This window comes from Pseudomonas alcaligenes, from assembly GCF_014490745.1.
GTDB lineage: Bacteria > Pseudomonadota > Gammaproteobacteria > Pseudomonadales > Pseudomonadaceae > Aquipseudomonas > Aquipseudomonas alcaligenes_C.
Genome location: NZ_LZEU01000001.1, coordinates 4363710 through 4381899 on the forward strand (window position 1 = coordinate 4363710; position 18190 = coordinate 4381899).

Below are 18190 nucleotides of genomic sequence, written 5' to 3' on the forward strand. Positions count from 1 at the left end.
TCACCTGCTCCTCAGAAGCGCCGAATGGTCACGCTTTGCAATACGGGGGTCATACGTTCGCCACCGGCCTTGCCGGCACTGGTCGCCACGTAGTAATGCGGGCCGACGCCGTAGGCCGACTCTTCGACATTGGTCACTTCGTTGCCCGGGTCGTAGCCGTAGTACGCCAGGTTCCAGCGCGGCGCCGAGGCGAAACTGGAGTTCTCGTCGGTACCGCTGTAGTCGATGGCGTAGTTGGCGCTTTCCCACCACTGGGCCAGGCTGCCGGAACTGCCGGCATGACTCTCGTAGTCGAAGAAGCTGGCGCCTAGCTCGTCATTGAGGATGCACAGGTTGCTGTGCTCGGCGACGCTGGCACTGCAGCTGGCCGCGCCCTCGTCCAGTTCGCTGTAAGCCGCCAAGCGCCGCTCCGCCTCGCGCAATGCCGACTCGCCGGCATTGCCGGCCATCTTCTGCTCGGCCACGCTGCCGCTGATACGCGCCTGCAGGGTGGACTCGCGCATGCTGTTGGTGGCCAGCAGGGTAAGCACCAGCAGCAGGAGCAGGGCAACGACGAGGACGGCGCCGTGCTGGCGCCTGGCAAATGCGGGCATGGGGCTTCTCATGGCATCAGGTTGCGCAGCGTCACGCTGCCTTGGGTGATCTGGTAGATCTGGCTGCTGTCGGTATCCAGGCTCTGCTCGCTGAGGCTGTTCCAGCGCTCCAGCACGTTGCTCTGCACGGCATTGCGCAGCTTGCCGCCATTGCTCAGCAACAGGGCGAAACGCACCGACTGGTTGTCGTCGTCGCTATCCGGAAGGTCGCCCATGGCAAAGCCGGCCACATCGTCGACCAGCACCGCCGACGTACTGCCGATGGAGCAGCTGAGCTGCGAGTTGTCGCTGTCATAGTCCAGGTTGAGCAGGACATCGGCACTGCCGCTCACCTCCCCGCCCTGGCAATCGAGCTCGTTGCCATCCGCATCAGCACTCGCCTGATAACGGATGCACAGACCGCTACCTGCCGAGTTCTTCTTGATCGTCTCGCCGGCGGCGAAAGCCGGGCAGCCGCCACTACTGCTGATGGCGGGAAAACTGTTGGCCAGGCTGACCCAGGGCTCTGCCCGGTAGCCGGTACGAGCCAGCAGCTGTTCGAGGATCAGACCGGCGAAGCGGCTCTTACCCAGGTTGCTGGCCTGCCCCTGCTGGAACAGGTAAGCGCTCTTGTTATCGATGTAGAACTGGGTGATACCGAGGATCAGGAAGCAGCTGATGGTCAGCGCCACCATCAGTTCGATCAGCGACAGGCCGGCCTGGGACGCGGCGGTTCTGGACATGAGCAGACCTCAGAGTTCGCTACGCAGGCGGTAGACGCAGATGTTGTCTGGGCACTCGCCGGACTTGTCGACCCAGGCGATCTGGATCATCACCACCGAGCTGTCGCTGGTGGTGCAGTAGCCTGGGCTACTGCTCGGGCAAATGGCGAAGCTGGCCTTGAACAGGGTGTCGTTGACTGGTAGCAGGTTGCCGACATCCTGCAGCCAGCAATCCAGGTCGGCGCTGGCTACCGCACTGCCTCCTGTGCTGCGGCTGCGCGACAGGCAGCTGGTGAGAGCGGTGGAGCCCGAGGTGAAGGCCGTGCCCGGTGCCTTGTAGTACTTCGAGGAGGTGGTGAACAGGTCGTCGCTCAGCGCCCCGTCCGGGTTGCTGCGCATCAGTTCGAGCAGGTTGTCGGCCAGCAGGATGGCCTGGTTCTGGTTCACCGCGCCCTGGGTGTACTGGATGCTGCGCCCCTGCAGGGCAAACATGCCCAGCACGCCGACGCAGGTGACCACCAGGCTGACCAGAACCTCAATCATGCTGAATCCACCACAGTGCCTCATCATCACTGGCATGAGACGCTCTCCGGTGCGGAAATCTGCCCACTGCGCGCGACCGAGATCGTCTTGCCGGTGGTGGTGCTGTCGCCGCTGTAGCACAGGGTGATGACGGTGGCGCTGCTACTGGTGCCATTGGCGTAGAAGGCCAGCGCGCTGACGGCGGTATTGGCCGTGCTGGCCACTACCTGGGGCTGGTTGAGGCTCTCGTAGTGGCGCAACGTGGTCGAGTCACCATCGCTGCCCGCCTGCACATCCAGGGTAGCCGTCCAGGCATCGCTGGCGGTGGCGCTGATCGACACTTTCTGGCCGCGGCTGACGGCCTCACCCCGGGCGTACTGCAGCAAGCCGTACAGCTCATTGCTGGCCGCTTCGATACTGTTGCGCCGAATTATCTCGCCCAGACTGGGAACGGCCAGCATCGCCAGAATCGCCAGAATGCTCAGGACAATCATCAGCTCAATCAGGGTAAAACCACGCACGCCCCTGAGTACTTCCACGCGCCAACCTCATCAGCCGTATAAAACCAGCCTCCTTATATACGGCCTGATTCGGCGTGCTCTACCACCATCTGGTAATGGGAAAAGTACAATCGACGGGACTTGTATCAGCCCCAATGCAAAATCGCTGCGAACATGAAACAGCCCACATTTACCGCAGCGATTGGTACAAAGCGGATACAAAAAAATTGGCTGAACGAGAGCGGAAAAGGGCGTATCGGCACACCAGCGAATGACTTTAGCTCGCCCGCCCGCGCTCTTTGAACCAAGTCAGCCCCTGCTGAGGCTGACCTGGGCTCAGCAATAACCTCGCAGCCACGCGCGCAGCAATTACGCGTCAGTGCCCCTCAGCAACGGCGGCATCGGGCAGTCGAGGGTTTCCGCCACTGCGCGCATCAGCTCGGCCTCAGTGGCGGTGATCTGCCCGTCGTGGCCGACGCAACGAGCCATGGCCTTGAGCAGCTGCGGTTTCTGCAGCGGTTGCAGCAGGCTGAGGCGATCCAGCGCCGCGTTCAGGGCCTTGAGTGGCACCTCGGCCGCTGTGCGCAGGCTGAGGCTGGCGAATGGCAGGTCGCTGCCGGCCTCGGCAAAGGCTGCGGCCGCCTGAGCGGCATCCGCGTGGCCGGCGTGGGCCAGGGCTGAAAGCAGGATGCCTGTCTCATCGACCAACTCGGCCAGGTGCAGCTTGCCGCCACTGGCGCGCGGCCCTTCGACATGCCGCTCGACGATGCGCAGCAGCGTCCACTCCAGCAGCTCGACCCGCTCGTCAGCCTTGATCAGGCGCACCAGGTTGGCCTTGAACGCCATGAACTCGGCCTTGGCCAGCTGCTTGAGCGCCGGCAGCGCCAGCTCCAGCAGCGGCAGGCGCAGGCCCTGGTCGAGGCTTAGCAGGCCATCGCGCAGCACGCCGAGCACGCCCAGCAGCGAAGGTTCCAGCTCCGGGCGCAGCAGGGCGAACTGCTGTTCCTGCACCGCGCTGTCGCGACTGAGCAGCAGGCCGTAGACCACCGCCTGGGCGCCCAGGGTGCTGTGTGCGGCACTCTTCAGCGCCGGCGGCAGGCTGTGCAGGGTCTGCCGGGCCTGAGCCAGGTGCGCCTGCTGCGGCTGGCCGATGGCGGCGATCGACTGCTCGGCCGCGGCCTGGCCGTACTGCGTGGCCACGGCCACGCCACCCAGCACGCGCTGCCATTTTTCCTGGCGCTCGTCCTCGCCCTCATCCGCCTCGTCCTCCTCGGGCTCGGCCAGCTCGACGGCGGGGAACTGGCCATCCCAGCCCGGCTCGATGCGGCGGATGCGCTCCTCCAGCGGCGGGTGGGTGGCCATCATCCCGTCCAGCGCCTGGCTGATACCGGCGCCGAAGTACATGTGGCTGAACTCGGCGGCATGCGCAGCATCCAGCTGCGAGCCGCTGGCGTGGCCGCCGATCTTCTTCAGCGCGCCGCCGATGCCGTCCGGATTGCGGGTGAACTGCACGGCCGAGGCATCGGCGAGAAACTCGCGCTGGCGGCTGACGGCGGCCTTGATCAGGTTGCCGAAGAAGGTGCCGGCATAGCCCAGCACCCACAGGGTCACGCCGACGGCGATGATCAGCGCCATGCTGTTGTTGCGGTCGGAACGGCTGGAGCGCGCGCTGCCCAGGTTGCGCAGGATGAAGCCGCCGATCAGGCCGAGCAGGAGAATGCCGTGGAGGATCGACACCAGGCGCGTGTTGAGGCGCATGTCGCCGTGGAAGATATGGCTGAACTCATGGGCGATCACCCCCTGCAGCTCGTCACGCGAAAGCAGTTCGATGGCGCCACGGGTGATGCCGATCACCGCGTTCTGCGGTGTCAGCCCGGCGGCGAAGGCGTTGATGCCCTCGTCCTCCAGCACATACACCGGCGGTACCGGGATACCCGAGGCGATGGCCATTTCCTCGACCACGTTGAGCAGGCGCTGCTCGCCGATGCCCTGCGGTTCCAGGTTGATCAGCCGGCCGCCGAGGCGCTCGACCACCGCCTTGCCGCCGCCACTCATCTGCAGGCTCTTGTACAGGCTGCCGAGCAGCACCACGCCAATCACCACCAGCGCCACGTCGCCAACCAGGCCCCAGTCGATACCGACCGGACGGTAGCCGCTGTGGTAGTTGTCGCCCATGAAGCGCCAGAGCAGGCTCAGCACCAGACTGGTAATGGCGATCAGGCTGGTCACCGCCAGCGCCATGAGCAGCACCAGGCGCCCGGTGTTGCGCTGGGCGCGATCCTGTTGTTCGAAGAAATTCATCGCGCGATCCGTGCGTGCCGAGACTTAGAAGGAAACTTTCGGCGCCGCCTGGATCTGTGCGCTGTCCTCGAACACCAGCAGGCTGGCGTCCTGGCTGTGGCCGAAGGTATTGGCCAGGGCCACCGGCGGGAAGCTCTGCTTGTAGGTGTTGTAGGCCATCACCGCATCGTTGAAGGCCTGGCGGGCGAAGGCCACCTTGTTCTCGGTGCTCGACAGCTCCTCGCTGAGCTGCTGCATGTTCTGCGAGGCCTTGAGATCCGGGTAGGCTTCCATGGTCACGTTAAGGCGGCTCATGGCGCCGCTCAGTTGCTGCTCGGCGCCGGCCAGCTGGGCCATGGAGCCGGCATCGCCCGGCTGCGCGGCAGCGACCTTGAGCCCGGCGGAGGCGGCGTTGCGCGCGGCGATCACCGCTTCCAGGGTATCGCGCTCGTGGGCCATGTAGGCCTTGGCGGTTTCCACCAGGTTGGGGATCAGGTCATAGCGGCGCTTGAGCTGCACTTCGATCTGCGCGAAGGCGTTCTGATAGCGGTTACGCAGCGCCACCAGCTTGTTGTAGATACCGATGACGTAGAAGACCAGAGCGGCCAGGATGACCAGAATGACGATGCTGGAAATTGCCATGGAGATGTCCTTATCCGGGTAGGGGAAAGCCGATGGTAGCGGAAAGCCTCCGGCAGCGCGACGCAGCGGCTAGGCTTGCCTGGAGAGCCAACGGGAGGGTGCGATGGGCGCCGACGACGATGCCTTCTGGTGCGATGCCGGCGCGGATCGGCGCGACACCCCCGAGCTGTGCGCCGCCCTGCAGGCGCGGGCCGCCAGTGACCGGCCGATGCTGGGTTTCCAGCTCAAGCGCGCCGAACTGGCCGGCGTCGACCTGGTGCGCCACGGCAGCCGCAGCGGCTATCAACTGCGCGGCACCGACCTGTACCGCGCCAACCTGCAGGGTGCCCACCTGTTCGCCCTCGACCTGCGCGGCACCTCATTGATGAAGGCCGACCTGCGCGGCGCCAACCTGCACTGTGCTGACCTGCGCGACTGCAACCTGCTCGGTGCGCGCCTGGACGAAACGCGCCTGGACAACGTGATCTGGGATCGCCAGCTGCTGCAGGAGCGCCTCGGCCGCCAGGCCCTGCGCGGAGGCAACGCAGCCGGTGCCCGGCAGTACTTCGAGGAAGCCGAGGAAACCTACCGCAACCTGCGCCTGCATCTGGAGAAAGCCGGGCTGTTCGAGCAGGCCGGGCTGTTCTTCCACCGCGAGATGGTCATGCGCCGCCTGCAGATGCCGCGCTACTCCGGCAAACGGCTGTTGTCCTGGCTGGTCGACCTGTTCAGCGGCTACGGCGAGAAGCCGCTCAACGTGGTGCTGTTCTCCCTCGGCCTGATCGTCGCCTGCGCCCTGCTCTACTTCCTGATCGGCGTGCGCCACGGCGAACTACCCCTGGGCCTGGTGCTGGAGCGCAGCTGGGCGGACAACCTCGGCGACCTGTTCGACTGCCTCTACTACAGCGTGGTGACCTTCACCACCCTGGGCTATGGCGACATCACCCCGCACGGCCTGGCCCGCCCGCTGGCGGCCTTCGAGGCCTTCGCCGGCAGCTTCACCATGGCCCTGTTCGTCGTGGTGTTCGTCAAGAAGATGACCCGTTAGCCCTGCAGCGGTACCCAGATATCGACATGGCCGCGCCCGCCCAGCGGATCGAAGTCGGCGCTGTAGCGCTCGAACTCCGGCGCATCGGCCGCCTGCAGGCCGGAAGCCGGCAGCCAGCGCTGGAAGATCGCGGTGAAGGTCTCGTGGATGCTGGAGATATGCCCGGCATGGCGGAATACCGCATAGCGCCGCGCCGGCAGGCGCTGATGGGTGAAACCCGGCGGCAGCTCGCCGAGGCGGTCGAGCTGCACCCCGGCGATGTACTCGAAACTGCCATCCTCGTCCGGGTTGCAGCACAGGCCGAAGGTCTCCCAGCCCTGCTGCCCGGGAATCTTGCCGATATAGGGCACGAAGCGCTGCCACAGCGCGGTGATGCCTTGCGACTTGTCGGCGCTGAAGCGACCAGCGAGCCCGGCGATCAGCAGCTCCTCGCCATCGACGAAGCGCGGCTCGGCCAAGGGATAAGTCGGTGTCGGTTGCATGCGCATAGCCTCCCGCAGTTCGATGCCATTCAGGGTTCCGCTGGCCCGCAAGGCTTCCGGCGTAAGGCCGAACTGCTCGCGGAACGCGCGGGTAAATGCCTCGTGGGAGCCGTAGCCGACCTCCAGGGCCACACCGAGGATGTCCGTTGCGCCAGCGGCCAGCAGATGCGCCGCGCGACTCAGCCGGCGCGCCCGCACATAGCGCATCACCGGCCAGCCGGTGGCCAGCACGAACAACCGCGCCAGGCCGAAACGCGACAGGCCGCAGGCATCAGCGATGGCCTGCAGGTCGAAGTGCCCGGCGCCTTCGGTCTCGATCAGCCACAAGGCTTTGGCAACGGGATCCATGGTCACTCCTCAACAGATGCCGGGGCAGTATGCCGTAGCCGCCTGTGGCGAATTTGATCGTTCTTGCAGCACCCCGCCCAGGCGACCGCCGGTCGCCCCGGCTTAACCGCCGCGCGCCGATGGTCGCTTTGGGGGAGCATCACCCCCTGCCTGGAAACGCGCCCATGACCCGCTGGCTCGCCAACCTCAACGTCAGCCGCAAGCTCGCCCTCGGCTTCGCCCTGGTACTTCTGCTGACCCTCCTCAACACCCTGAGCAGCTGGGTCGGCATGAGCAATATCCTGCAGCGCAGCGACAAGCTCGACGAAATCTCCGGCCTGATCGCCGCCACCAAGGATCTGCGCATCTCCCGCCTGCGCTACCAGGCCAACCGCGACGAAAGCTCCAAGCGCGAAATGCTCAGCAGCCTGGACAACCTGCAGCTGTTGCAGGAGGCCCTCAGCAGCCAGTTCCACGACCCGGCCGACCAGGCCCTGCTGCGCCAGCAGAAGGAGCTCGCCAGCGCCTATCAGGAACCGCTGAACCAGCTGATCCAGACCTTCGCCAACCGCGAGAGCGCGCGCCAGCAACTGGTCGGTGCCGCCCAGCAGATCGGCCTGGGCCTCGACCAGACCCTCGCCAGCCTGGCCGAACCGAGCCTCAATCCGGCCGAGCAGAGCCAGCGCCAGGCCCTGCTGCACCAGGTCGCCAGCGCCGCCCTGCAGGTACAGCAGGCACGCCTGCAGGCGCTGGCCTACACCAGCAGCGATGATCCGAATCAGGAACGCGGCGCCAGCGAGGCGATCCGCCAGGCCGTGAGCCTGCTCGAAGAACAGCGCCAGCGCCTGCCCGCGGCCTACCAGGCCGGCGTGCAGGCCTCGCTGGGTGCCCTGCAGGGCTACCAGGAGGCCCTCGCCCACTACAGTGCCGAACTCACCCGCAGCCTGGCCGTGCGCCAGACCATGGTGCAGAGCGGCGACCAGATCGACAGCCTGAGCAAGTCCCTCGCCGAGCAGCAGACCCGCAAGCTGGAAGAGGAATCCGCCCGTTCGCGCAGCATCATGGCCGGCGCCGCCCTGCTCGCCCTGCTGCTCGGTACTGTCGCCGCCATCGTCATCACCCGCCTGATCGTGCGCCCGCTGCTGGACACCCTCGACGCCGCCGAGCGCATCGCCGCCGGCGACCTCAGCCAGGACATTCGCGTTACCCGCGACGACGAGCTGGGCCAGCTGCAGCGCAGCATGCAGGACATGACCCTGAGCCTGCGCGAGCTGATCGGCCATATCCGCGACGGCGTCACCCAGATCGCCAGCGCCGCCGAAGAGCTGTCCTGCGTCACCGAGCAGACCAGCGCCGGGGTCAACAGCCAGAAGGTCGAGACCGACCAGGTGGCCACCGCCATGCACGAGATGGCCGCCACCGTGCAGGAAGTGGCGCGCAACGCCGAGGATGCCTCCGAGTCGGCCAATGCCGCCGACCGCCAGGCCAAGGAAGGCGAGGTGGCGGTCAGCGACGCGGTGGCGCAGATGGATCGCCTGGCCGACGAGGTGCTGCGCTCCAACGAAGCGGTCGGCCTGCTCAAGCAGGAGAGCGAGAAGATCGGCAGCGTGCTCGACGTGATCAAGGCGGTGGCCGAACAGACCAACCTGCTGGCGCTCAACGCCGCCATCGAAGCGGCCCGTGCCGGCGAGGCCGGGCGTGGCTTCGCCGTGGTCGCCGACGAGGTGCGCGGCCTGGCCCAGCGCACGCAGAAATCCACCGAAGAAATCGAAGCGCTGATCGGCAGCCTGCAGACCGGCACCCAGCAAGCCGCCAACCTGATGGACAGCAGCCGCGAGATGACCGGCAACACGGTCGAACTGACCCGCCGCGCCGGTCAGCAGCTCAGCGAGATCGCCCGCTCGGTGTCCAGCATCCAGGCGATGAACCAGCAGATCGCCGCCGCTGCCGAAGAGCAGAGCGCGGTGGCCGAGGAGATCAATCGCAGCGTGGTCAACGTGCGCGACATCTCCGAGCAGACCGCTGCCGCCAGCGAGGAAACCGCCGCCTCCAGCGTCGAGCTGGCGCGCCTGGGCAACGACCTGCAGCTGCTGGTCAGCCGCTTCCGCACCTGATCAGGCGTAGCGCGCGGCGCTGGCCTGGACGATGCGTTTGGCCGGCACGCGCAGCTGGGTCAGCAGGTAGTCGGCGAACTCGGGCGCATAGTCCTGCTGAGCGATGGCGCGGGCCATGCAGCTCAACCAGGCCTCGGCCTGCACCTCGCCGATCGGCCACTGGGCGTGGAAGCTGGGAATGGCGATGGGCCCGTACTTCTCGCCGAACAGCTTGGGCCCGCCGAGCCAGCCACTGAGGAAACAGGCCAGCTTGTCGCGCGCCGCCTCCAGGCTGGCCGGATGCAGGGCACGGATTTCGGCGGCCTGCGGCAGCTCGCCCATGCAGCGGTAGAAGTCGTCGACCAGGCGCCGCAGCCCCTCGATGCCACCGGCTGCCTGATAGGAAGCGTCACCGACGCCGTACTGCTCGCTCATCACCCCATTCCTCGTCAGGCCCACCACTGCGTGTAGCGCCGGTGCGCAAGTGAGCCAGCACTCAAACGCGGCATTGTAGCCCCGGGCCCATGACGCCGACCTGGTTACCCGACGGACAAATGACCGGCGCAGAAAAGAAAAAACCCCGCTAGTGCGGGGTTCTGCAGACTGGTTCCTGACATCCATGGTCGGCGCGCCATCCTGGCAGGCAATCCGTGATATCCCTGTTATTTCTGTGCGCTTCCTGCGCTCTGTCCATGCCGGGCAGAGTAAACAGGCCGCTGGCACTCTGCTAGCAGCCATCGCCCGCACACCATGTAAGCCTTTGCTTACATGGCCGCCGGGCAGGAAAAGGTTCACAATTTCCGGCAGGCCGTTATCATCGCGCGCCGAATCCCGCGCCCCTGGCGCCCCCGAGTCCGAAGATGAAACCTCAACTGATCGCCGCGGCGGAAATCGACCGCCTGGAAACCTGGAGCAAGTACAACAGGGACATGTGCACCAGCTGCATGTCCACCTGCTGCACCATGCCGGTGGAAGTGCGCATCAGCGACCTGATCCGCATCGGCCTGGTCGACGAGTTCGAGCGCGGCGAGCCGCCGAAGAATATCGCCAAGCGCCTGCAGAAGGACGGCATGATCGAGCGTTTCAACGCCAAGTCCGGCATCTTCACCCTGACCCGGATGAGCAACAACGACTGCATGTACCTGGATCGCAAGTCGCGCCTGTGCACCATCTACGAAAAGCGCCCGGACACCTGCCGCAACCACCCGCGCATCGGCCCGCGACCGGGCTACTGCGCCTGGCGCCCGAAGCAGGCCTGACCAGGCTCCACGCAGGGTGCGCCATGCGCCCCCACGGCAGAGCAGCGACAGAGCTGAGCGCCACTACCAGTCCAGCGCCACGCTGAGACCGACACCATGCAGGTCGCCGGCATCGCTGTGCCGGTAGTCGTAGCCAAGCTGCAGGCTCAGATCCGCCGCCAGGCGCTGGCGCAGGCCGAGGCTGGCGCGGCTCTGTTCGGACGCCAGGCTGGCGCCGGCCAGGCTGAAGTCGACCGCGGACACACTGTTCAGGCGCATATCCACCTCGCTCTCGTCATCCTCGAACTCGCGCTCGTGCACCAGCTCGCCGAATAGCTCGGCGTCCTCGGCCAGGGCATAGCGCGCCTGCAGACCCAGGCCTAGGCGTTGCGAGTCCAGGGCCTGCTCCGCATAACCGAGGGCGGTGGAGCTGCTGCCGTGCTCGCGGTAGCCCGCCACCTCGATGCGCGCCACATCGGCGCTGACGAAAGGCGCCAGCTGCAGGCCGGCCAGCGGATTCAGCTCGACGCCCAGGCGCCCAGCGAGGCCCAGCAGCGTGCCGTGGGTGTCGCCGTATTCGCTGCGACTGCTGCTGCCCAGGGCGAAGCGGCGCTTGAGGTCGTGGTAGTCCAGGTAGCCGGCGTTGAGGCTCAGGTCGCCCCACAGCAGGCCGTCCTGGTACTGGGCAAACGCGCCGGCCAGGTAGCTGCGCAGGTCGTATGAGGAATCGCGCAGGCCCAGCTCCAGTTGCTGGCTCTGCACATCCAGGCTGAGGCCGGTGCGCCACTGCTCATCGAGCCGGTAGCTGGCGTTCAGGCCCAGGCTCTGGCCCTGCCCGTCGCCCGCCGCGGCGCGTTCATCGCCGGCGTAGTCGCTGCGCTGCAGGCCACCGCTGACGGCGCCACGCCATTGCTGCGGTGCCTGCCAGGCGCCCCAGTCGGCCAGCCACTGCCGGCGCAGCTGCTCGCGACTGCTGCGCAGGGCCGACTCGGCAGCCTGCGGCAGCAGGCTGACTTCCCAGGGTGCGGCGAGAATCGCCAGGGCCTGGTCGGCAAGGATCCGCTGCATGGCGCTGCTCGGGTGGACGATGTCGGCGTAGATCAGCCGGTTCGGGTCGGGGTTGCTGCCGCTGATGCCGTACACCGGGTTGATCGCCGCGCAGCCGGAGAAGCAGGTACCGAGCAGGTTCTGCGCCGGGTCGAAGCCGAACACGGCGGGGTCGGCGAGCACTTCGCGGTACAGCAGCGGCACGTTGAGCGGGATCACTTCGGCGTGAATGGCGCCGAGCTGGGCGCTCAGTTCGGCATTGAAGCTGGCGGCCAGTGCCTGCTGGGCGGTATTGGCCACGCCGCCCGTCACCGGGCTGGCCACATCCACCAGCAGCGGCACCAGGAAGTAACGCCCGCCAGCCGCCTGCAGAGCGCGCACGCCGGCGGCCAGGCGCCCGGCTGCGGCGCGCGCACTGGCATCGTCCAGCACCAGGCCCTGGAGGAAGTCGTTGCCGCCGCCATTGAGGTAGAACAGGGTGTCCGGATCGATGCTCAGGCCCTGCTTGCGCAGGTTGACCAGGTAGCCGTCGCGCTGGCGGATCAGCGGGTCGCTGTAGTTCAGCCCGGCGCGCACCTGCGAGCCACCGATGCCGGTGAGCGGGTCGTAGGCGCTGGTGATGGAGTTGTAGACCTGCTCGGTGCGGTAGCCACCGACCGCCCAGTTGTTGCCGTCGGCCTCACCATTGAGCGCACGCATGATGTTGGTCGAGGCCACCTGCGGGGCCAGGCCGAGGCCGTCGTTGATCAGCATCGGCGAGGTCGAGGCATAGGCCTCGCCGACACCGTAGCTCGGGCCGACGCGGTTGGTGTGGCGCACCGGGTTGCTCGGCGCGGCGGCTTCGGGGCGTTGGCCGGCGTCGCTGAGACTGTCGCCGAATACCACCATGCCGCTGTAGGCCGCGGCACGGGCGGTGGGAATGCCGGCCAGCAGGCAGGCGAGTGCCAGCGCAAGCGCTTTTGGCTTCATGTCCATGTCCCTTGTTCTTGTTGTTGGGCAAGCGGCCAGGGACTTTAGGGACAGCGCGGCACGAAGGCATCATCGCCCGCGCAAATTCCCTACTTGGACTGAAAGTGGGGGCGACGGGGTAGCGCGTGGCTGCGGCGTCGCACCAAGGGAGGACTACAGCGGCCGGGAGGCCTGCGCAGATGGCTCGCGCTGCACCACTTCGCCGCTCGGCGGCGTCGGCTTGATCAGGCTGAAGTCGATCAGGCTCTTGGGCACGGCCGGGTTGCCGATCAGCAATGGCCGCGGGCGGAAGCTGCTGCTGACCAGGCTGCGGCTGGCATCGAACTCGTCGTAGCGCAGCCCGGCCAGGTCGGACCAGGTGTAGATCAGGTCGGCGCTGCTGTAGGGCCGCGCCAGCGCCTGGGCGAGGTCGGCAGGTTGCCCGGCCTGCCACTTGGGCGAGCGCCAGAGCATGAAGGGGATGGTGTACATCGGGCTGGTCGGCGCCGCCTCGTTGCGCCCCAGCACCTGCGGTTTGGGTGCGTCGAACACCGCCTCGCCGTGGTCGGAGAGGTACAGCAGGAAGCCGTTCGGGTCAGTGGCGGAGAAGCGCTTGATCAGGCTGGAGACCACGAAGTCGTTGTACAGCACCGCATTGTCGTAGCTGTTGTAGGTCGGCAGCTGGTCGTCGCTGACATGCGCCGGCACGCCGCTGCGGTCGGTGAAGCGCTCGAACTCCGGCGGGTAGCGGTACTGGTAGCTCATGTGGGTACCGAGCAGGTGTACCACGATGAACTTGCGTGGGGCAGCATCGGCCAGCACCTTGGCGAACGGCTCGAGCACATCGCCGTCGTACTGGCGGGCGTTCTGCTCGCGGTTGTTGTTCAGGTAGAACTGCTCGTCCGCCTGCTTGGAGAAGGTGGCAAGCATGGTGTTGCGCTTGGTCATGGTCTGCTGGTTGGTGATCCAGTAGGTCTTGTAGCCGGCCTGCTTCATCAGGTTGAGCAGCGACGGCGTGGACAGGTAGGCGTCCGGGTGCTCCTGGTCGGCGAAGGTCAGCACCTGCTGCAGGGCCTCGATGGTGTAGGGCCGCGGGGTGACCACGTTGTCGAACACCTGCAGCTGGTCGCGCAGCTTGTCCAGCTCCGGCGTGGTCTGCCGCGGGTAGCCGTACAGGCTCATGCGCTGGCGGTTGGTCGACTCGCCGATGACCAGCACCAGGGTCGCCGGCTGGTTGCCATGGGCGTCCTGCAGATGGCCGAGCGGCGGGATCTTCGCGTTGTCGGCCAGCAAATTCTGCATGTTGTTCAGTTGCTGCAGATACTGGTGGTAACCCACCAGCAGCTGCCAGGGAGTGGCCGGCTCGATGCGCTGCTCGAAGCCCTCCAGGCGGGCCTGGAAGTCGTCGTGCTTGCTCAGCTGGCGCAGCGCCGGATAGCCCAGGGTGGCGCCGAACAGCAGCAGGCAGGTGATTAGCGCCGCCGGGCGTGGCAGGTACACCGGACGCACCTGGCGCCACAGCAGCCAGGCGCCCAGGCCGTAGGCGGCGAAGGCCGGCAGCATCCACCAGGCGAAGTACTGCACGAAGTACTCGCTGCTCTCCGCCAGGTTCGACTCGAACATGATGAAGATGACGCTCTGCGAGAACTCCTGCCCATAGATCAGGAAATAGCCGAAGCTGGTCAGCGAACACAGCCACAGCAGGCCGCCAAGCAGCGCCGCCAGGCGCCGCGTGTGGGCCGGGAACAGCAGCAGGGGAATCAGCCACAGGCCGCTGAGCAGAAAGGCCTGACGGAAACCGGTGAAGCCGGCGGTGCCGCTCAGCTGGATCAGCAGCTGGGTCACCCCGGAGAAATACCAGAAGAACAGGAACATCCAGCCGAGCCCGGCCCAGTCGATGCCCGTGCGCTGTCGCGCGACCTTGTCCTGCTTACTCATGCCTGCCCCGCTCATAATCCCGCTATGGCCGGGGACTATGGGCAAAGCTAGGTGAAAACTTCGTCAACTGCGCAGGCCGACCGTGCCGTTCGTCCGGCCCCAAAAGCCAACGCCCCCGCGGGCGAGGCCGGCGGGGGCGTTGTTTACTGCGTCAGTCCGATCAGACCTTGGCGCGCTCGTAGCGCTTGCGGTCGTTCTCGTTGAGCATTTTCTTGCGCAGGCGGATCGACTTCGGCGTCACTTCCACCAGCTCGTCGTCGGCGATGAATTCCAGCGCCTGCTCGAGGGTGAACTTGATCGGCGGAACCAGGGCGATGACTTCGTCCTTGCCGGAAGCGCGCATGTTGTCGAGCTTCTTGCCTTTGGTGGGGTTGATCACCAGGTCGTTGTCGCGGCTGTTGATGCCGGCCAGCTGGCCTTCGTAGATCTCGTCGCCCGGGGCCAGGAACAGCTTGCCGCGACTCTGCAGGGTTTCCAGCGAGTAGGTCAGCGCGGTGCCGGTGGCCATGGACACCAGTACGCCGTTCTGACGGTTGCTGACTTCACCAGCCTTGATCGCGCCGTAGTGGCTGAAGGTCGAGGTCAGGATGCCGCTGCCCGAGGTCAGGGTCAGGAAGTTGTTACGGAAGCCGATCAGGCCACGCGCCGGGATGGTGTATTCCAGACGCACGCGGCCCTTGCCGTCGGGGATCATGTTGGTCAGATCGCCCTTGCGCAGGCCCATCTGCTCCATCACCGAGCCCTGGTGCTGCTCTTCGATGTCGATGGTGACGTTCTCGTACGGCTCCTGCTTCTCGCCGTCCTTCTCGATGATCACCACTTCCGGACGGCCCACGGCCATCTCGAAGCCTTCGCGGCGCATGGTTTCGATCAGTACCGACAGGTGCAGCTCGCCACGACCGGAAACCTTGAACTTCTCGGCCGACTCACCGGCTTCGACGCGCAGGGCCACGTTGTGCAGCAGTTCCTTGTCCAGACGATCCTTGATGTTGCGGCTGGTGACGAACTTGCCTTCTTTACCGGCGAACGGCGAGTCGTTGACCTGGAAGGTCATGCTCACGGTCGGCTGGTCGACGGTCAGCGGCGGACGCGCTTCGACGTGCTGCGGGTCGCACAGGGTGTCGGAGATGAACAGCTCGTCCATGCCCGATACGCAGACGATGTCGCCGGCTTCGGCGTCGGCTACTTCGACGCGCTGCAGGCCGGAGTGGCCCATGATCTTGAGGATACGGCCGTTACGCTTGGTGCCGTCGTCGCTGATGGCCACCACCGGGGTGTTGGCCTTGATGCGGCCGCGGGCGATACGGCCGATGCCGATCACGCCGAGGAAGCTGTTGTAGTCCAGCTGGGAGATCTGCATCTGGAACGGGCCGTCGACGTCGACAGCCGGAGCCGGAACGTGGTCGATGATCGCCTGGAACAGCGCGTCCATGTTGTCGTCCATCTTCTCGTGATCCAGGCCGGCAATGCCGTTCAGGGCGGAGGCGTAGACGATCGGGAAGTCCAGCTGCTCGTCGGTGGCGCCGAGGTTGTCGAACAGGTCGAAGATCTGGTCGATAACCCAGTCAGGGCGCGCGCCCGGACGGTCGATCTTGTTGACCACGACAATCGGACGCAGACCGGCCTTGAACGCCTTCTGGGTCACGAAACGGGTCTGCGGCATCGGGCCGTCCTGGGCGTCGACCACCAGCAGCACGGAGTCGACCATCGACATCACGCGCTCGACTTCACCGCCGAAGTCGGCGTGGCCGGGGGTGTCGACGATGTTGATGCTGTAGTCGTTCCACTTCAGGGCGGTGTTCTTCGCCAGAATGGTAATGCCGCGCTCTTTTTCCTGGTCGTTGGAGTCCATCACGCGCTCGTTTTCCGCTTCTTTGCGGTCGAGGGTGCCGGACAGGCGCAGGAGCTTGTCTACCAGGGTGGTTTTGCCATGGTCGACGTGGGCGATGATGGCGATGTTGCGCAGTTTTTCGATCACGATGTCGTCTCGATTAGGGATTCTGAAAGCTGTGGCCGCGCACTTTACGCGACCGTTGTGAACCGGGGATTAAATGGCTGGGTCGGGGGGGCGCCGGCGCCGCACTTCGGCCAGCAGCCGGGTCGTCCTAGCCCGGGCGATAGACGCGCACATTGGCATGTCCCTCGCTGAGCAGATGGTGGGCATGCAGGCGGCTCATCACGCCCTTGTCGCAATACAGCAGGTACTGGCGATTGGCATCCAGCTCCTTGAAGCGACTGTTGATCGCGTAGAACGGCAGGGTCTGCACTTCTACGCCAGGCACCGCAAGAGGTTCATCCTCGGCGGCGTCCGGATGACGAATGTCGAGAACGACCTGCCCGACCAGGGCCTCGCGTACTTCCTCGACCTGAATGTCTTCGCCCAGCTCGTCGATCACCCGATCCACGGTCATGCGCTGGGCGCGCTGCAGGGCACGCTCGAGGATGGCCATGTCGAAATGGCTCTCCTCGTTCTGGATACGCGGCAACTTGGCCCGGGTGGTCGGGTTCACCGAGATCACCCCGCAGTATTCCGGCATGTGCTTGGCGAACTCGGCGGTGCCGATCTGCGTAGCGGTGTCGATGATGTCCTGCTTGTGGCTGGCGATCAGCGGACGCAGCACCAGCATGTCGGTGGCCGAGTCGATCACCGAGAGATTCGGCAGGGTCTGGCTGGACACCTGGGAAATCGCCTCGCCAGTCACCAGCGCATCGATGCTCAGCTCCTCGGCGATGCGGGTGGCAGCGCGCAGCATCATGCGCTTGAGCACCACGCCCATCTGGCTGTTGTCGACCTTGCCGAGAATCTCGCCCACCACTTCCTCGAACGGCACACTGATAAACAGCACACGGTGCGAACGCCCGTACTTCTGCCACAGGTAGTGGGCGACTTCCTTCACCCCCAGTTCGTGGGCGCGGCCGCCAAGGTTGAAGAAGCAGAAGTGGGTAAGCAGGCCGCGGCGCATCATCTGGTAGGCAGCCACGGTGGAGTCGAAGCCACCGGACATCAGCACCAGGGTCTGCTCCAGCGAGCCCAGCGGATAACCGCCGACGCCGTTGTGCTGGTGATGGATGACGAACAGGCGCTGGTCGCGGATCTCCATGCGCACTTCGACCTCGGGTTTCTTCAGGTCGATGCCGGCGGCCCCGCACTGCTGACGCAGCTGGCTGCCGACGTAGCGCTCGATCTCCATCGAGGAGAAGCTGTGCTTGCCGGCACGCTTGCAGCGCACGGCGAAGATCTTGCCCGGCAACTGGTCGGCATAGTGCTGCTTGCACTTCTCCAGCACGTCGTCGAAGTCGCCCAGCGGGTATTCGTTGATTTCCAGGAAGTGGGCGATACCCGGCACGCAGGTCAGACGCTCGACCATTTCGTGCAGCACGCGGGAATCCTCGACGCGAGTCTCCACTTCCAGGTTGTCCCAGACGCCGTCCACAAGGATCTCGGGGTCGAGATCGCGCAGCACTGTGCGGATGTTCTTGCCCAGCTGGCGAATGAAGTGCTTGCGCACCGGCCGGCTCTTGATGGTGATTTCCGGGAAGACTTTGACGATGAGTTTCATGAATCCGGGCGCCGGGCGGGCTATGAAAAAACAGGGGCGCGGATTATAGCGGAAATTGCTCAAGCTTTAACCAAAAACTACATCAACCTAAATTCATGACTCAAAATGGTGCAGGCATGCTTTTGCGTGCACCAAAAACGGGCCAATGATTGCTCAAAAAATCGCCACAGGCCGCGCAAGCCTTGAGTTTCAGGGCACACGCCCATTCCGGGGCACTGGCACGCAATTTGCTCCCTTGTGAGGCAGGTTGCCCTGAAGGACTATCCCGCCGGGCTTCACCGACTATAGAGGG

The 18190-nt window shown here is 65.6% G+C and carries 15 protein-coding genes; 3 read left to right on the top strand and 12 right to left on the bottom strand.

Annotated elements, in window-relative coordinates; genetic code table 11:
• Window positions 1-11: 11 nt before the first annotated feature.
• The 6 genes from A9179_RS20020 to A9179_RS20045 all read right to left on the bottom strand — a co-directional run bounded on the left by A9179_RS20020 (window position 12) and on the right by A9179_RS20045 (window position 5238).
• The gene (locus tag A9179_RS20020; RefSeq protein ID WP_187807950.1) at window positions 12-593 is read right to left on the bottom strand and encodes a pilus assembly PilX family protein; all 582 of its coding nucleotides are present in this window, start codon (window positions 591-593) and stop codon (window positions 12-14) included.
• 8 nt (window positions 594-601) lie between these two features.
• Window positions 602-1315, bottom strand: a complete 714-nt coding sequence (locus tag A9179_RS20025) for a PilW family protein (protein WP_187807951.1) — start codon at window positions 1313-1315, stop codon at window positions 602-604.
• Between the two features lie 9 nt (window positions 1316-1324).
• A complete protein-coding gene (gene pilV / locus A9179_RS20030; RefSeq protein WP_316851844.1) occupies window positions 1325-1873 on the bottom strand; it encodes a type IV pilus modification protein PilV in 549 nt (182 codons plus the stop codon).
• Window positions 1864-2355, bottom strand: coding sequence for a GspH/FimT family pseudopilin (locus A9179_RS20035; protein ID WP_187807952.1), 492 nt, complete (start codon window positions 2353-2355; stop codon window positions 1864-1866). The genes pilV and A9179_RS20035 overlap by 10 nt, the downstream gene beginning before the upstream one ends.
• A gap of 330 nt (window positions 2356-2685) precedes the next feature.
• Window positions 2686-4617, bottom strand: a complete 1932-nt coding sequence (locus A9179_RS20040; protein ID WP_187807953.1) for a M48 family metallopeptidase — start codon at window positions 4615-4617, stop codon at window positions 2686-2688.
• A gap of 24 nt (window positions 4618-4641) precedes the next feature.
• Window positions 4642-5238 carry a LemA family protein gene (locus A9179_RS20045; protein WP_187807954.1) on the bottom strand — a complete coding sequence of 199 codons (597 nt, stop codon included), beginning with the start codon at window positions 5236-5238 and terminating at the stop codon, window positions 4642-4644.
• A 103-nt stretch (window positions 5239-5341) separates the two neighbouring features.
• On the opposite strand from A9179_RS20045, the gene A9179_RS20050 reads away from it, so the two are divergent.
• Window positions 5342-6265, top strand: a complete 924-nt coding sequence (locus A9179_RS20050) for an ion channel (protein WP_187807955.1) — start codon at window positions 5342-5344, stop codon at window positions 6263-6265.
• Here the strand turns inward: A9179_RS20050 and A9179_RS20055 are convergent.
• A complete protein-coding gene (locus A9179_RS20055) occupies window positions 6262-7095 on the bottom strand; it encodes an AraC family transcriptional regulator (protein ID WP_187807956.1) in 834 nt (277 codons plus the stop codon). The two genes, A9179_RS20050 and A9179_RS20055, sit on opposite strands and share 4 nt — an antisense overlap.
• Before the next feature lie 164 nt (window positions 7096-7259).
• On the opposite strand from A9179_RS20055, the gene A9179_RS20060 reads away from it, so the two are divergent.
• Complete coding sequence (locus A9179_RS20060) at window positions 7260-9188, top strand: methyl-accepting chemotaxis protein (protein ID WP_187807957.1); 1929 nt, start codon at window positions 7260-7262, stop codon at window positions 9186-9188.
• Here A9179_RS20060 and A9179_RS20065 read toward each other — a convergent pair whose 3' ends face one another.
• Complete coding sequence (locus tag A9179_RS20065; RefSeq protein ID WP_187807958.1) at window positions 9189-9602, bottom strand: group II truncated hemoglobin; 414 nt, start codon at window positions 9600-9602, stop codon at window positions 9189-9191.
• 425 nt (window positions 9603-10027) lie between these two features.
• Here A9179_RS20065 and A9179_RS20070 point away from each other — a divergent pair, with 425 nt between their 5' ends.
• Complete coding sequence (locus A9179_RS20070; protein ID WP_187807959.1) at window positions 10028-10426, top strand: YkgJ family cysteine cluster protein; 399 nt, start codon at window positions 10028-10030, stop codon at window positions 10424-10426.
• A gap of 63 nt (window positions 10427-10489) precedes the next feature.
• Here the strand turns inward: A9179_RS20070 and A9179_RS20075 are convergent, their stop codons facing one another.
• The 4 genes from A9179_RS20075 to thiI all read right to left on the bottom strand — a co-directional run bounded on the left by A9179_RS20075 (window position 10490) and on the right by thiI (window position 17898).
• Window positions 10490-12427, bottom strand: a complete 1938-nt coding sequence (locus A9179_RS20075) for an autotransporter domain-containing protein (RefSeq protein WP_187807960.1) — start codon at window positions 12425-12427, stop codon at window positions 10490-10492.
• Between the two features lie 147 nt (window positions 12428-12574).
• On the bottom strand, window positions 12575-14338 hold the full coding sequence (gene cptA, locus A9179_RS20080; RefSeq protein WP_187807961.1) for a phosphoethanolamine transferase CptA: 1764 nt from the start codon (window positions 14336-14338) through the stop codon (window positions 12575-12577).
• Between the two features lie 160 nt (window positions 14339-14498).
• Window positions 14499-16316 carry a translational GTPase TypA gene (gene typA, locus A9179_RS20085; RefSeq protein ID WP_187807962.1) on the bottom strand — a complete coding sequence of 606 codons (1818 nt, stop codon included), beginning with the start codon at window positions 16314-16316 and terminating at the stop codon, window positions 14499-14501.
• Window positions 16317-16443: 127 nt separating this feature from the next.
• Window positions 16444-17898, bottom strand: coding sequence for a tRNA uracil 4-sulfurtransferase ThiI (gene thiI, locus A9179_RS20090; protein ID WP_187807963.1), 1455 nt, complete (start codon window positions 17896-17898; stop codon window positions 16444-16446).
• Window positions 17899-18190: the final 292 nt, after the last annotated feature.